This is a genomic window from Enterovibrio calviensis DSM 14347 (genome assembly GCF_000621165.1).
GTDB lineage: Bacteria > Pseudomonadota > Gammaproteobacteria > Enterobacterales > Vibrionaceae > Enterovibrio > Enterovibrio calviensis.
In genome coordinates this window covers 27,648-40,876 of record NZ_JHZA01000021.1, presented here as the reverse complement: position 1 = coordinate 40,876, position 13,229 = coordinate 27,648, and the positions used below count along the sequence as shown (strand labels likewise).

The window sequence follows — 13,229 nt, the reverse complement described above, 5'->3', positions numbered from 1 at the left end:
GTCTATGATTGTGAAGAAAAAAGGCTCAGAACCCTGAGCCTGTTTCGAAATTATTGACGAGCGAGTCGGTTATTTTCGCTTGGTGTTTTACCCATGTTAGTACGATATGGGTTGATGTCCAAACCACCGCGGCGCGTGTAGCGTGCGTAAACCGTCAACAATTCAGGCTGACAGTACTTCATCAGATCCGTGAAAATACGTTCAACGCATTGCTCGTGGAACTCATTGTGGCGACGGAAAGACACCACATAACGTAGTAGTTTTTCACGGTTAATCTTAGGGCCTTTATAGGCAATGCGCACCGATCCCCAATCAGGTTGGTTAGTGATAAGGCAGTTGGACTTCAACAAATCACTATTAAGTGTTTCGCTCACCACAGGGCCTTCAGCCGCGCCTTCTAATATGCTTGGATCAAACGCATAGTCGGTGATTTCGATATCTTGGTCATCAATGTTTTCGCCACCGAACGCAATCACTGGTGTGTTGCTGAACTCTTCAAGGGGCAAGATAGTTACATCGACATCCTCGCCAGCGCAGGCTGACAAGTCTTTCGCCAAGGTATCGACCACTTCCTGCCAGCTATCAAAACGTGTTTGATTGAAGCTGTTGAGGTAGAGTTTGAACGACTTGGATTCGATCAAGTTCGGGCTGGTGGCGGGTAGGCGAACTTCACCAATAGCCACTTGTGGCAACCCTTTGCCATTGAGCCATGACAATTCGTAAAGTGTCCAAATGTCGTAACCGGTAAAAGGCAGTGAGTCCCCTAAATCTAGGTCATCACGATTAAGGCTACGCGGTACAGGTTGCAGCAGCTCAGGAGCATAGTGCTCTTGATAGTCCGTTTTCTGACCTAGCGACAGGCCAGCAAGTTCTTTTGCATCTTGATATTTGCTCATACGGTTTTGCCACGGATCGATTAGAATGCGCAAAGTTTACTGAATCTTGAGGAATCTTGCTAATGAATCACTCTGTCACTCATGCGCTTTGGTCGTTCAGCGAGCGTTTTGTCGATGCTTGGAATACACAACATGGTTCAAAACCTCAAAGCGACGCCTATTTCGGCCTAGCCTCTCCATGCGTGTTGCAAGAAACCGATGACACGGTGATTTGGCAGCCAGTGATGCGAGACGAGCCTGCTGACTTCAGCAATGTTGAAGACGGTATTGGTATTAGTCTACATGAAGACATCAAGGCGTTTTATGCGGGTCTTTACTGTGGCGATATGACCGCATCATTCAATGGTCACTCTCTAGAACTTATTCAGGTATGGAGTGATGAGGATTTACCCCGCCTGCAAGAGAATATGCTGGGTCATTTGCTCATGCAAAAGCGATTAAAGCAGAACCCAACCGTTTTCATCGCCTCAACGGATGATGAATTCGATGTGGTGTCGATTTGTAGCGTGACAGGTGAAGTCATTAAAGAGCGTATCGGGACGAAAGAGCGCAATGTACTCGCTCCCAACGTCGTGACGTTTCTCGGTATGTTGACGCCGGAGGCCTAGTTGTATGTATGTGGTTGAACTGACCTTTGAGTGCTTTGATGACACGACGATCTCTGCCGTGGATCGCTCAGTTAATGGGTTGATGGATGCCTTACGCTATAACGGACAGGTGTTAGGTCGAGAGTTTCCAATGGTCATGGGGGAGGGGGTGTTTCATGTGCGTGCCGTGTGCCCAGAAAAAGATAGCCTAAATCCTAAATACCATAGTCCTCAGGTCGCGTTGAAAATACGCCAATTGTCTGATGCGTGTTTGTTATCGCCGAAGTTAAAAGTGCTGGGGCGTGATATTAACTCGGAAGAAAGTGCCCAAGTTGAAGATCGCTCATGGCAAGTGATGTACACCACGTATGTGCATACCTGCTCGCCGTTACGCTGCGGTGAAACGTTATTGCCAATTCCGTTGTATCGCTTTCCTGCCACCTTCAATGGTGACCACAAAGCGGAAATTAAATGGCAAACCGAATGGCAAGCGTGCGACGAGATCCAAATGGCAGGCTCGTTCAAAGCAGAACATGCAGCTTTGGCTGAAATTCAGGATGTGGACAGCCTTCTGTTTCGAAAAGGCTGGGACATTCGTGGCCGGATTGAGTACATCACCAAAGTCCCCACTTACTATTACCAATACCGTGTAGGCGGGAATGATGCTGAATCTGAACTGGCGAGAAAATGCCCCAAATGTGGCGGTGATTGGTCGTTAGAAACCCCGCTTCATGACGTATTCCATTTTAAATGCGATAGCTGTCGTATCGTGTCTAACTTGTCGTGGGACTTTCAGTAACTAGTTTTTGTTGCTTGTAATTAGGCGTTGCTCTAAGGCTTCAAGCCTTGCGGTTAACGCCTTGACTTGGCCTTCCAACGCTTCAATTTTCTCCTCAGCGCTTTTTTCACTGGTGACCACCTCGATCTTCGGCACCTTGCCACTTTTTTTCCAGCGTTGTAGTGCACTGATGATCAATGGCATTGGCACCGGCTGGCTTAGCCTGCTTTTAACGAGTGCGATACTCGGATCTTTGCCCTCTCGTAGAAGAGATTGAATGGCTTGCTCTAAAATTGGGGTAAAGTCAGTGCTCATGGTGCTATCCCTTATTCATCATCATGTTGCGGCATGAACAATGTTATCCGCTAATGGGTACCGATGAATACAGGAAGTTTATGCCTTGCGCAACAGAGTATCTAGGATATCGATTTGCTCGACCCAATCTGCATCTTGTGATTTTGCCTCTTCTAAAAATTGACGTTGGCTCGTCGTCCAAAATGTTGCCGTCAATAAATTCTCTTCGTCCGACAAACTATGTTCCTCAATAAACGAACGAATATCCGCGGCGTCTGATGGTAGACCTAATTGCTGAAACAGGTGTTCAAGATCGTGCGTGAATACTTCCATTGGCGATGCTCTTTTGGATGATTTTAGAAAGTATAGAAGCTGGATGAGTAAGCTGTCCCAACCGCTTGTGAGAGATCTCTTACAAGCAAGTAGGAATATCCTGTTTTTTGCAGGGTGATATTCTCTCTAACGTTTTTAAATATCAATATTTTCAGTTGGTTATGTTTTCCTGATTAGTGTTTAACGTAAAGTGAGAGATCGATCATTCATTCATGGCTTGTGCATAAATGTGGTTCGCGTAATCTTTGCGGTGTCGGAAGGATACTGACATACGGAACAGGAACTAACACCACGGACTTGGTTAGCTCAGGATGAGCAGGTAGCGCACGGATTGTGTTACTAGCAAGGAATGCGGCATTAGGGACACGGATGGAACGTAGCAGTAAATAGGATATTTACTGGTCAGGAAGACACTTAGGACAACCCAGGATGGGGGCTTAAGGAACCACTTCAGGATGAAGTAAAGGACACCCTCAGGACGAGGACGAGAATCGAGACAGGATGACTCGACGGGTCAAGGTAAGACCGAAGGACACCTCCAGGACGGAGAGATAAGGATAAAGCTGAAGGATTCAGCCACTGATCATGGAATGATGCAGGGAGCACATTCGTAGCAGGATAGCTGCAAGTAAGACCTCAGGGCGCGACGAAAGTCGCGCCCGTTCTTTTTTCTGCGTTTAAAAATATTGCCGTTTAAACACAGTGTGAAAAATAGGCGTGATCGGGAGACAATATCCTGTATCGCCCGCACTCACCTCAATACGCCCTCATTCCTCTTGAATCGGATATGCTGGCATATACACATCTTGTAAGCGCATTCCTCGCATCGTCGCATAGCCTTGATAGCAATCGATGCCATTCACAGAAAACTCAAAGTAATAGCGCGTTTGGATATTGAGCGGGCCCTTTGGCCAGCCAAAACTGTGGCTACCACGAGCAATGGAGATCAATTGCACTTCCATTTGCTGACAGCGGCGCTGAATGAACTGTTTCGCCAACTCACTTTGACGTCGTTGCTGCCAGAATATGCTGGCAGCAATAGCAATCACAATTATCCAGAATAAATCCGTGATCATGATGAAGCCTTAATGCGTTCTTGTAACTGCTGAACTGCGCGCATCAATGCGTCTGATGCGCTGCCGTGTAGTAAGGACAACACGTGCGGGCGAAGAGCGGGGATCATCACCAGATCGGCAACCATTTGTTGGAAGAAGGCATGATCGTCTTGATCGGCGACGGCAATAAGAAATGTGTCCAAAAGACGCTCATCAGTGAGTGATTGCCAACATCGCCCAGCTATGGCTATCAACATTTCGCGGTGCCTAAGAGCCGGTATCGCGAGTAGTTTTTCAAGCAGTACATGTTGTGTTTCTGGCGATGCGCCAGCTAAAGCACGAACGTGAGCGGCGAGTAAAAACAGATCGGCCTCTTCGGCGTGCAGCATTTCATTAATATGTTCTTCGATTCGCGATGCCAGTGCATCTGGGATCTCGCAGTGTTCCAAGCAACCTAACAATGCGTACTTGGGCGTGGTTGGCATGTTACCAACCGCTTTGCGAATTCTCGTGGCGTTGTTATGGCGATCCATTCTTGCGCACAGATCAGCAAGACCTTGCAGACCAACACCTTGCCATTTATCCCAACCGAGTTCGCCGGACGTGTAGTGCTGCGCATGGTCGTAATATTGGCTGGCAGGCTGCTGCAATCTATCCGTCAAGAAAGCATGGAACATGGCTTTCTTGTCATCTTGCGGCTTAAACGTGTATGGATTAGCGGCCAGTTTTTCTTGTTCTTCTTCTGTTGGATTTTTGTCGAGACGTGATCCCATGGCTGAAGCAACGTATTGAATGAAATCACCAAGCGCCGCTTGTTTAAGTAGCCCTCGCTCATCGAGTGGCATCTTCAAAAACCAAACCCAAGGGGGTTGATTAGGTTGCCAGAAGGCGATGCCCATTTGCGCGTTTTGCTGTGCTGGATAGGGGTATGCCACGCGGTTTTCTTCGATGGCGACAAAGTCCTTATTACTGATTTCAGTGACACGTCGGCTTAAATCAAAAGCGACAAATTCACAATTCGCCTGAGTAAAAATGGCGTTGAGAGAAAGCGTATTTTCCATGATAACTTCTAAATTTGCTTGCCATCGTTGGCGGAGAGCGAGAGGCGAACAGTATACCAATCATCCCTAATGAACGCGGGCTTGAAAGGTAACAGGCCTTTTCACTGCGTGTTATGAATGATGATATGCTAGCGTCATATCGAAATTTCAACCCATGCGGCGAAAGAAGAGAATGATTCTATGAGCAAACACCAAGAAGTTGAGGCGCTACTCGCACAGTTGCAGCAAGCGCTCGAGCACCATGGGCATTGGCAAGAAACGTCTCCGTCAACTGAAGCTTTGGGGAGCAAAGAACCTTTTGCTATTGATACCCTGACATGTGCGGAATGGTTGCAATGGATCTTTATCCCGAAAATGTGGTTCCTAACGGCGCATATGCACCCACTTCCGATTTCGTTTTCCATTTCTCCCTATGTAGAAGAGGCGCTTCAAGGTGCTCAGGGACACGCTGACATTACGCGTGTATCTCAAGACATTGACGCCCTTTTTCAAACTCCTTCTCAGTGATACCGAAGTAAGATGCAAATTGAATTAGAAGTACTTTATCGCGATGAATGGCTGATTGCCGTCAACAAACCCTCTGGCATGCTTGTGCATCGCTCTTGGTTGGACAAAGGGGAAACCCGTTTTGTCATGCAAACGCTACGTGATCAAATAGGGCAGCACGTCTATCCGTTGCATCGCTTAGATAGACCGACATCTGGCGTTTTGTTGTTTGCCTTGTCTTCAGAGATGGCATCACAAATGATGCCTAAATTTGCAGGGCGAGACATTCAAAAGACGTATCACGCGATTGTTAGAGGTTGGATTCAGGAAGGGGCAACGCTCGATTATCCTTTGAAGGAAGAGCTAGATAAGATCGCCGATAAAAAAGCCACAAAAGAACCCGAAGCGAAAGAAGCGATCACAGAATATGAACCGCTAGCGCATGCTGAGTTAGCGATCCCGATGGGACGTTACCAGAGCTGCAGATACACGCTGGTGGAAATGAAACCGCATACCGGACGAAAGCACCAGTTGCGTCGCCATATGCACCACTTGAGCCATCACATTGTGGGGGATGTAAACCATGGTGATGGTCGGCATAACCGATTATTCCGAGATGAGTTTGAGTGTCATCAGCTTCTTCTTCATGCATCAAGCACGCAGTTTTCTCACCCAGTAACAGAAGAATTGATAACCATTGAAGCTAAGGTGGATTCGGTTTGGCGTCGAGTGCTGGATGGGCTTGGATTAAGCGAGAAACTTTAAAGTAGGCAGCCGTATCGGTTTAATACTGGGTTAACACACCTAAACAAAAAACCGCCCTGTATAAGGCGGTTTTTTTATCAAAGTTCGGCGCTAACGCTTTAAGCTATAGCTTTTCGAGATCCGATTCGATCTCGGCGATCTTGCTGGCAACGACCTTTTCTAGATGGCGAAGGTCACGCAAGATTTTCTTCTTAGTATCTTGCTCGCCTTGTTCTTTTCTCACGATCTTGTCGAGCTCATCGACGACCAGAGAAAGGCTGCGATTGATCTCAGTGACTTCGCGGAAGCGACCACTGCCACTGTCGACGACAACGTTTTTGCGTTGGCGCGGATATTTGAACTTCACGCTCTTAGCAAACAACTCGCCTTTCGCTTTGTGAAAGTAAATCTTCAGTGTGTCAGAGTTCGCCTCTTGACGCAGGGTATAGCGCTCTATGTTCTCTGGTTTTTCGATACCGATATTCTGTAGATTCTGATACATAACTGCCTCTTTGCATACACACTGAATATGAGTTTATCTGTTCATTACGTACACTTTAGCAGCACCTTTTATTCACACCCAATAGCATGACTGATCAATGTCTGAGACTTGTGGTGGAGATCGCCTAAAATGCTGAATATGGGAGAAAACCCAGTTTCTTTCACCGTCAACTCGCATCATTAATCGCATCAAACAATGCTTCTCGCAATGCTTGCTGCGCGTCTTCCTTCAGGCACTGTCTCTCGCCATCGGTGACAATAAAGAAGTCTTCTGCGCGTTCGCCTATGGTCGTGATTTTGGCCGCTTGTAGCGAGACTTTTTGACGAGCAAGTACAGCGCCCACACGCGCCAGAAGCCCTGGTGTATCTAAGGCGACGAGTTCTAGTAAGGTGCGTCGGCCTGTTCGCGTTGGTAAAAACGTGACTTGGGTTTTTACATTGAAAGCCATGAGTTTTCGTGGCGCACGACGGACAGGAATCGTAATCGCGCCATCTTGCATTAAGGCAAGAGTTACGCCTTCACGGATCTTCTCATGGCGATCGACAGAAATGGCATCGTTGTTGGCATCAAGCACCATGAAGGTGTCTAGCGCAAAGCCATCTTTGCTCGTCATGATCTGGGCGTCTTGAACGCTGAGGTTTTTCTTGTCTAAGGACGCAACCACGCGGGCAAACAGGCTGGCCTTGTCTTGGCTATAAACGAAGATTTCCGTTCCGCCACGGGTGGCATTCTTACTCACCAGCACCAAAGGTTCGTCAGTGTGATGATTCAATATGTGCTCACTATGCCACGCAATTTGTTTGTGTGTGTGGCGTAAGAAATAATCGGCTTTGAATCGCTGCCAAAGCAGTTCAATGTCACGCGGGGTATGACCGTGCTTGCGTAGTAACGCAGAGGCAAGATGTTGATTGTGGCGAATACGTTCACGCATATCCGGTGGGTTTTCAAGTCCACGACGCAGTGCTTTCTGCGTTGAGTAATATAGCTCTGCAAGCAGTGTACGTTTCCAGCTATTCCACAATTCGGGGTTGGTGGCATTGATGTCTGCGACAGTGAGACAGATAAGGTAATCGAGTCGTTCTTCGTCTCGTACCTTCTGTGCAAATTCGGTAATAACTTCTGGGTCGTAGATGTCGCGGCGTTGCGCGGTGACGGACATGAGCAGGTGGTTACCCACTAACCAGCTGACCAAATTGGCTTCTGGGCGAGAAAAGTCGTGCTCAATGCAAAAGGCATAGGCTTCTTCAGCGCCAATCACTGAATGGTCGCCGCCGCGTCCTTTGCCGATGTCATGGAACATGGCGGCAAGAAGAAGCAACTCAGGTTTGGCGAGACGCGGGTAAACGTCGCAACAAATGGGGTGCTTGTCGCGATTCTCTTCTTGAGAATAACTGTTGATGTGTTTTAACAGGCGCACCGTGTGCTCATCAACAGTATATGCATGGAAGAGGTCAAACTGCATTTGGCCAACAATTTGGCTCCACTGCGGCAAGTAGGCAGACAGCACACCGTGTTTGTGCATAAGAGAAAAGGCTTTGTGTAACGCGTTAGGGTGGCGCGTTAGCTCGATGAATTTCTCTTTGGCTTCTGGGATATCACACAAGAAGCGATTTAGACGACGACGGGCTGTGCGTAATTGACGAAGGGTAGGTGCGGAAATGGACTCAATCGATTTGTCATTGGCAATGTGCAAGAACATATCAATGATGGTATCAGGGCGCGCTTGAAAGAGGGCGGGCTTACGCGCTTCAATTTGACGTCCACGTCTTTGAAAGTCATCACTGAGTTTTTCGATTTTCTTGCTGCTAGGTTCATCTTGGATCGCGATTTCGAACAAACGGATCAGCATTTTGTTCAGTTCAGACACCCTGCCCAGCGTGCGATAGAAGTCTTTCATCATGAGCTCAATGCCACGATTGCCTTCACCTTTGTAGCTCAGTGTTTCTGCTACCGATGGTTGATGTGAGAAGGTAAGGCGGTTGTCATAGCGTCGCAACTCAAGATGTAGGGCAAATCGAATGCGCCACAGCATGGTCTGGCATTCATCCAGCTCTCGAAATTCAGCGTCTGTTAGGAAGCCATACTTGCTCATCTCACGCAGGCTTGTCGCACCAAAGTGTCGGCGAGCAATCCAACTGAGCGTGTGGATGTCGCGAAGCCCACCAGGGCTTGATTTGATGTCTGGTTCTAGGTTGTAAGCGGTGTCGTGATAACGCGCATGACGCTCTTTTTGTTCTTTGACTTTTGCATCGAAAAACTTTGCGCTAGGCCAAAACTGCTCAGAGTGGATTTGTGTTTTGAGCTCATGATAAATGCGTTCACCGCCGCACAACAGTCGAGCTTCTTGTAGGTTTGTGGCAACGGTGAGGTCGTCTAACCCTACGTCGATACACTCTTTCAGTGTTCGTACCGCATGCCCCACTTCGAGCTTAAGATCCCAAAGCAAGGTGACAAACTCACTGATACGAACTTGATAATCTTTATCGAGCCCGCCTTCACTGAGTATTAATAGATCGATATCAGAAAGGGGGTGCAGCTCTCGGCGACCGTATCCACCGACTGCGACCAGTGCAAGGTTAGGATGTTGATGAAAATTGAAGTGCTTCCATAGCCGAGCGAGTAGGTCGTCAAAATAATCTGAGCGTTGGTAGACCAGATCATTGACCGACACGTTATTCAAAAAAGCGGTTTTTTGATTATCACCAAAAAGCACGAGCTGGTTTTTAAGCTCTGCAAGGTTGATTTGCTCATCGGTAAGCTCGGTTGGGGCGCACAAAACGTCGTTCATTTTCTTCCTTGAATCTTGCCAATATAAAAAAGTCGGCACGAAGGCCGACGTTTTTAAAGCTTATGCGTTATTTAATATGCGAGGCAGTTTTTCGTCGCTTCGCAAAGTCAGTATTTCGCATCCGGTGTCGGTGACCAAAATGGTGTGTTCCCACTGTGCCGATTTTTTCTTATCAGCGGTGTAAACCGTCCAGCCATCGTTGTCATCCAATTCCGTGTTGAATTTACCGGCGTTAATCATTGGCTCGATGGTGAAACACATACCCGCTTTGATTTGTGTGCGATCACTGTTTTTGTAGTGAACCACTTGTGGTTCTTCATGAAATTCAGCGCCAATGCCATGGCCACAGTAATCTTTAACGATTGAGTAACGCTTAGGACGATTTTTGATGAATTTCTGGATTTCAGTGCCCAAATCACCAATACGTGCACCGGGTTTTACTTTTTTCAGCGCTTGGTAAAGGCTTTCTTGCGCAACATGACAAAGTGCTTTGTCTTCTGCTGACACTTCACCCACAAGGAACATTTTCGATGTGTCACCGTGGTAACCATCTTTGATTACTGTGATATCGATATTGATGATGTCGCCATCTTTCAACACATCGCTTTCGCTTGGAATGCCGTGACAAACAACGTGGTTGATAGAGGTACAAATTGACTTAGGAAAGCCGTGATAATTGAGCGGTGCAGGGATCGCGCTTTGCGTCTCAGTGATGTACTTATGGCAAATGTCATCCAACTCTTTTGTGGAAACGCCGGCTTGTACATGTGGCTCGATCATCTCTAGCACGTCAGCAGCAAGGCGACCAGCCTCGCGCATTCTTTCGATTTCTTCAGCTGATTTTATCGTGGCGCTCATTGCTTTCTCTCAGTTGGCTCCCTTCGAAAACAGGAGGGAGGAATGGAATGCTATCGCTACATATTATCAATCGCATCGCCTTGTGGAAACCTTACTCTCCAGCAGAGATGCTTTTTTATGCTGGATTATGGGGTGCTTTTCATGGTATAAAGCGCGCCGAAATACGCCATCTTGGTTAATCTGAATTTCAGGTTCTATGCTGGTGGTTTCACTAAATACAATTTAACTAACTCACACACATATCGACACATGCTCCGGGGTGCCCTTTACGGGTCGGTGGTATGGGATATGTGGAGGCCTAACCCCGAGAGGAATTATAATGGCTACTGTTTCAATGCGCGACATGCTTAAAGCTGGTGTTCACTTTGGTCACCAAACCCGTTACTGGAACCCTAAGATGAAGCCATTCATCTTTGGTGCACGTAACAAGGTTCATATCATTAACCTAGAAAAAACTGTACCAATGTTCAACAAAGTACTTGGCGAACTGACTAAAGTTGGTGAGCGTAAAGGTAAAGTACTTTTCGTTGGTACTAAGCGTGCCGCTAGCGAATCTGTTAAAGCAGCAGCTGAAAGCTGTGATCAGTACTACGTGAACAACCGTTGGTTGGGCGGTATGCTGACTAACTGGAAAACTGTTCGCCAGTCAATCAAACGTCTTAAAGAGCTTGAAGTTCAGTCTACTGACGGTACTTTCGAGAAGCTGACTAAGAAAGAAGCTCTGATGCGCACCCGTGAGATGGAAAAACTTGAAAAATCTCTGGGCGGTATCAAGAACATGGCTGGTCTTCCAGACGCTCTGTTCGTAATCGATGCTGATCACGAGCACATTGCTATTAAAGAAGCAAACAACCTGGGTATCCCAGTGTACGCGGTAGTTGATACCAACTCTGACCCAGATGGCGTTGATTTCGTTATCCCAGGTAACGACGATGCAATCCGCGCAGTTCAACTGTACCTGAACGCTGCAGCTCAGTCTTACACTGAAGGCCGTAGCCAGGACATCGTAGCTCAAGCTGAAGACGAGCTAGTTGAAGTCGCTGAGTAATACAATTGCTCCTTGTGAGCGTTCTTAGCCATCAGGCTGTCATGAACGGCACTGTAAGCTAAGTAGGTTAGCAGGGGCCCATATTAGGCCCCTGATTTTTACCCAAAAGTTTCGAATCGAGGAATGAACAATGGCAACTGTTACCGCTGCCCTGGTTAAAGAACTGCGTGAGCGTACTGGCGCAGGTATGATGGAATGTAAAAAGGCGCTTGTAGAAGCAAACGCTGACATCGAACTAGCAATCGAAAACATGCGCAAAAGTGGCGCTGCGAAAGCTGCTAAGAAAGCAGGTAACATCGCAGCCGAAGGCGCTATCATCATCAAAGATGCTGACGGCGTTGCAGTACTGGTAGAAGTTAACTGCCAAACTGACTTCGTTGCTAAAGATGGCAACTTCACTGTATTCGCAAACGAAGTTGCTGATGCAGCTCTAGCGTCTAAAGCGACTGTTGAAGAATTGCAAGCGCAATTCGAAGAAGCACGTATCGCTCTAGTGACTAAGATCGGTGAGAACATCTCTATTCGTCGCGTTCAATACGTTCAAGGCGCATCTATTGCTTCTTACCGTCACGGCGAGCGCATTGGTGTTGTTGTTGCTGGTGAAGGCGACGCAGAAGTTCTTAAGCACGTAGCTATGCACGTTGCTGCTTCTAAGCCAGAGTTCGTTACTCCAGAAGACGTACCAGCTGACGTTGTTGCTAAAGAGCAACAAATCCAAGTTGAAATCGCGATGAACGAGGGTAAGCCTCAAGAAATCGCTGAGAAAATGGTTGTTGGCCGCATGAAGAAATTCACCGGCGAAGTTTCTCTAACTGGTCAACCATTCATCATGGAACCTAAGAAATCTGTTGGCGAATTCTTGAAAGAGAAAGGCGCGTCAGTTTCTAGCTTTGTTCGCCTAGAAGTAGGTGAAGGTATCGAAAAAGCTTCTGGCATGAGCTTCGCTGAAGAAGTTGCTGCTGCTCAGAAAGGTTAATCCTTTCCAGAGAACCCAAAAGACCGCAGAATCCTGCGGTCTTTTTACAATCCCATCCGTATAAGTAAGTGCCTAAAGGTCGTGAGCATGACTACAAACCCAAAACCAGCTTATCAACGAATTTTGCTTAAATTGAGCGGCGAAGCGCTGCAAGGAAAAGAGGGCTTCGGTATTGACCCAGCCGTTCTAGACCGCATGGCGCAAGAAATTAAAGAACTTGTTGAGCTTGGCGTGCAAGTTGGCTTGGTTATCGGTGGTGGTAACCTATTCCGTGGTGCAGGTCTTGCCGAAGCGGGTATGAACAGGGTTGTGGGCGACCACATGGGTATGCTAGCAACCGTAATGAACGGTCTGGCGATGCGTGATGCATTGCACCGTGCCTATGTGAACGCGCGGGTAATGTCTGCGATTCCACTCAATGGTGTGTGTGACAGCTACAACTGGGCTGAAGCTATTAGCCAGCTTCGTAATGGCCGCGTTGTCATTTTCTCTGCAGGTACTGGTAACCCATTCTTCACGACTGACTCTGCGGCGTGTTTGCGCGGTATTGAAATCGAGTCAGACATCGTGATTAAAGCCACCAAAGTTGATGGTGTATTTACCGATGACCCAGCGAAAAACCCTGATGCTGAGCTTTACAGCCACCTCACTTACCAAGACGTGCTAGAAAAAGAATTGAAAGTGATGGACTTAGCTGCCTTCACTTTGGCACGTGATCACAAGATGCCGATGCGTGTATTTAACATGAATAAGCCAGGTGCTTTGCGCCGAGTTGTGATGGGTGAGCAAGAAGGCACACTAATTAATAACGGTTAATCTAATT

Annotated in this window: 15 protein-coding genes; 7 read left to right on the top strand and 8 right to left on the bottom strand. The window is 47.4% G+C overall.

The genetic code is table 11. The features are described 5' to 3' along the window. Nucleotides 1-50 precede the first annotated feature (50 nt). Complete coding sequence (queF, locus tag Q365_RS0116340; protein ID WP_028024360.1) at nt 51-896, bottom strand: NADPH-dependent 7-cyano-7-deazaguanine reductase QueF; 846 nt, start codon at nt 894-896, stop codon at nt 51-53. Nucleotides 897-958: 62 nt separating this feature from the next. Between queF and syd the strand changes: the two genes are divergently transcribed. Beyond that, nucleotides 959-1,504: a SecY-interacting protein gene (syd, locus tag Q365_RS0116335; protein WP_028024359.1), complete on the top strand. Its 546-nt coding sequence runs from the start codon at nt 959-961 to the stop codon at nt 1,502-1,504. A gap of 4 nt (nt 1,505-1,508) precedes the next feature. Then, a complete protein-coding gene (locus Q365_RS0116330; protein ID WP_028024358.1) occupies nt 1,509-2,282 on the top strand; it encodes a Zn-ribbon-containing protein in 774 nt (257 codons plus the stop codon). Here Q365_RS0116330 and Q365_RS0116325 read toward each other — a convergent pair whose 3' ends face one another. The 4 genes from Q365_RS0116325 to Q365_RS0116310 all read right to left on the bottom strand — a co-directional run bounded on the left by Q365_RS0116325 (nt 2,283) and on the right by Q365_RS0116310 (nt 5,004). After that, on the bottom strand, nt 2,283-2,576 hold the full coding sequence (locus Q365_RS0116325) for a DUF5320 domain-containing protein (protein ID WP_028024357.1): 294 nt from the start codon (nt 2,574-2,576) through the stop codon (nt 2,283-2,285). It abuts the gene before it with no gap. Between the two features lie 78 nt (nt 2,577-2,654). Continuing rightward, nucleotides 2,655-2,888, bottom strand: coding sequence for a DUF2789 family protein (locus Q365_RS0116320; protein ID WP_028024356.1), 234 nt, complete (start codon nt 2,886-2,888; stop codon nt 2,655-2,657). Between the two features lie 767 nt (nt 2,889-3,655). Beyond that, a complete protein-coding gene (locus Q365_RS0116315; RefSeq protein ID WP_028024355.1) occupies nt 3,656-3,964 on the bottom strand; it encodes a DUF3301 domain-containing protein in 309 nt (102 codons plus the stop codon). Next, the gene (locus Q365_RS0116310) at nt 3,961-5,004 is read right to left on the bottom strand and encodes a DUF3549 family protein (protein ID WP_028024354.1); all 1,044 of its coding nucleotides are present in this window, start codon (nt 5,002-5,004) and stop codon (nt 3,961-3,963) included. Before Q365_RS0116310 ends, Q365_RS0116315 begins: the two co-directional genes overlap by 4 nt. Nucleotides 5,005-5,184: 180 nt before the next feature. On the opposite strand from Q365_RS0116310, the gene Q365_RS0116305 reads away from it, so the two are divergent. Further along, nucleotides 5,185-5,511 carry a YqcC family protein gene (locus tag Q365_RS0116305; protein WP_028024353.1) on the top strand — a complete coding sequence of 109 codons (327 nt, stop codon included), beginning with the start codon at nt 5,185-5,187 and terminating at the stop codon, nt 5,509-5,511. 12 nt (nt 5,512-5,523) lie between these two features. After that, nucleotides 5,524-6,255: a tRNA pseudouridine(65) synthase TruC gene (gene truC, locus Q365_RS0116300; protein WP_028024352.1), complete on the top strand. Its 732-nt coding sequence runs from the start codon at nt 5,524-5,526 to the stop codon at nt 6,253-6,255. Between the two features lie 103 nt (nt 6,256-6,358). Here the strand turns inward: truC and Q365_RS0116295 are convergent, their stop codons facing one another. The 3 genes from Q365_RS0116295 to map all read right to left on the bottom strand — a co-directional run bounded on the left by Q365_RS0116295 (nt 6,359) and on the right by map (nt 10,382). After that, nucleotides 6,359-6,736, bottom strand: coding sequence for a DUF3461 family protein (locus Q365_RS0116295; protein ID WP_028024351.1), 378 nt, complete (start codon nt 6,734-6,736; stop codon nt 6,359-6,361). A gap of 166 nt (nt 6,737-6,902) precedes the next feature. After that, the gene (gene glnD, locus Q365_RS0116290) at nt 6,903-9,524 is read right to left on the bottom strand and encodes a bifunctional uridylyltransferase/uridylyl-removing protein GlnD (RefSeq protein WP_035025199.1); all 2,622 of its coding nucleotides are present in this window, start codon (nt 9,522-9,524) and stop codon (nt 6,903-6,905) included. Between the two features lie 60 nt (nt 9,525-9,584). After that, entirely contained in the window at nt 9,585-10,382 is a 798-nt protein-coding gene (gene map, locus Q365_RS0116285; protein ID WP_028024349.1) for a type I methionyl aminopeptidase, read from the bottom strand. Between the two features lie 319 nt (nt 10,383-10,701). Here map and rpsB point away from each other — a divergent pair, with 319 nt between their 5' ends. The 3 genes from rpsB to pyrH all read left to right on the top strand — a co-directional run bounded on the left by rpsB (nt 10,702) and on the right by pyrH (nt 13,222). Further along, complete coding sequence (gene rpsB, locus Q365_RS0116275; RefSeq protein ID WP_028024348.1) at nt 10,702-11,430, top strand: 30S ribosomal protein S2; 729 nt, start codon at nt 10,702-10,704, stop codon at nt 11,428-11,430. Between the two features lie 130 nt (nt 11,431-11,560). Beyond that, entirely contained in the window at nt 11,561-12,406 is an 846-nt protein-coding gene (gene tsf, locus Q365_RS0116270) for a translation elongation factor Ts (protein WP_028024347.1), read from the top strand. Between the two features lie 87 nt (nt 12,407-12,493). Further along, a complete protein-coding gene (gene pyrH / locus Q365_RS0116265; protein WP_028024346.1) occupies nt 12,494-13,222 on the top strand; it encodes a UMP kinase in 729 nt (242 codons plus the stop codon). The last annotated feature ends 7 nt before the right edge of the window (nt 13,223-13,229 follow it).

Coding starts and splice junctions, on each gene's coding strand:
- queF (WP_028024360.1), bottom strand. CDS start 896: ATGAGCAAATATCAAGATGCAAAAGAACTTGCTGGCCTGTCGCTAGGT.
- syd (WP_028024359.1), top strand. CDS start 959: ATGAATCACTCTGTCACTCATGCGCTTTGGTCGTTCAGCGAGCGTTTT.
- Q365_RS0116330 (WP_028024358.1), top strand. CDS start 1,509: ATGTATGTGGTTGAACTGACCTTTGAGTGCTTTGATGACACGACGATC.
- Q365_RS0116325 (WP_028024357.1), bottom strand. CDS start 2,576: ATGAGCACTGACTTTACCCCAATTTTAGAGCAAGCCATTCAATCTCTT.
- Q365_RS0116320 (WP_028024356.1), bottom strand. CDS start 2,888: ATGGAAGTATTCACGCACGATCTTGAACACCTGTTTCAGCAATTAGGT.
- Q365_RS0116315 (WP_028024355.1), bottom strand. CDS start 3,964: ATGATCACGGATTTATTCTGGATAATTGTGATTGCTATTGCTGCCAGC.
- Q365_RS0116310 (WP_028024354.1), bottom strand. CDS start 5,004: ATGGAAAATACGCTTTCTCTCAACGCCATTTTTACTCAGGCGAATTGT.
- Q365_RS0116305 (WP_028024353.1), top strand. CDS start 5,185: ATGAGCAAACACCAAGAAGTTGAGGCGCTACTCGCACAGTTGCAGCAA.
- truC (WP_028024352.1), top strand. CDS start 5,524: ATGCAAATTGAATTAGAAGTACTTTATCGCGATGAATGGCTGATTGCC.
- Q365_RS0116295 (WP_028024351.1), bottom strand. CDS start 6,736: ATGTATCAGAATCTACAGAATATCGGTATCGAAAAACCAGAGAACATA.
- glnD (WP_035025199.1), bottom strand. CDS start 9,524: ATGAACGACGTTTTGTGCGCCCCAACCGAGCTTACCGATGAGCAAATC.
- map (WP_028024349.1), bottom strand. CDS start 10,382: ATGAGCGCCACGATAAAATCAGCTGAAGAAATCGAAAGAATGCGCGAG.
- rpsB (WP_028024348.1), top strand. CDS start 10,702: ATGGCTACTGTTTCAATGCGCGACATGCTTAAAGCTGGTGTTCACTTT.
- tsf (WP_028024347.1), top strand. CDS start 11,561: ATGGCAACTGTTACCGCTGCCCTGGTTAAAGAACTGCGTGAGCGTACT.
- pyrH (WP_028024346.1), top strand. CDS start 12,494: ATGACTACAAACCCAAAACCAGCTTATCAACGAATTTTGCTTAAATTG.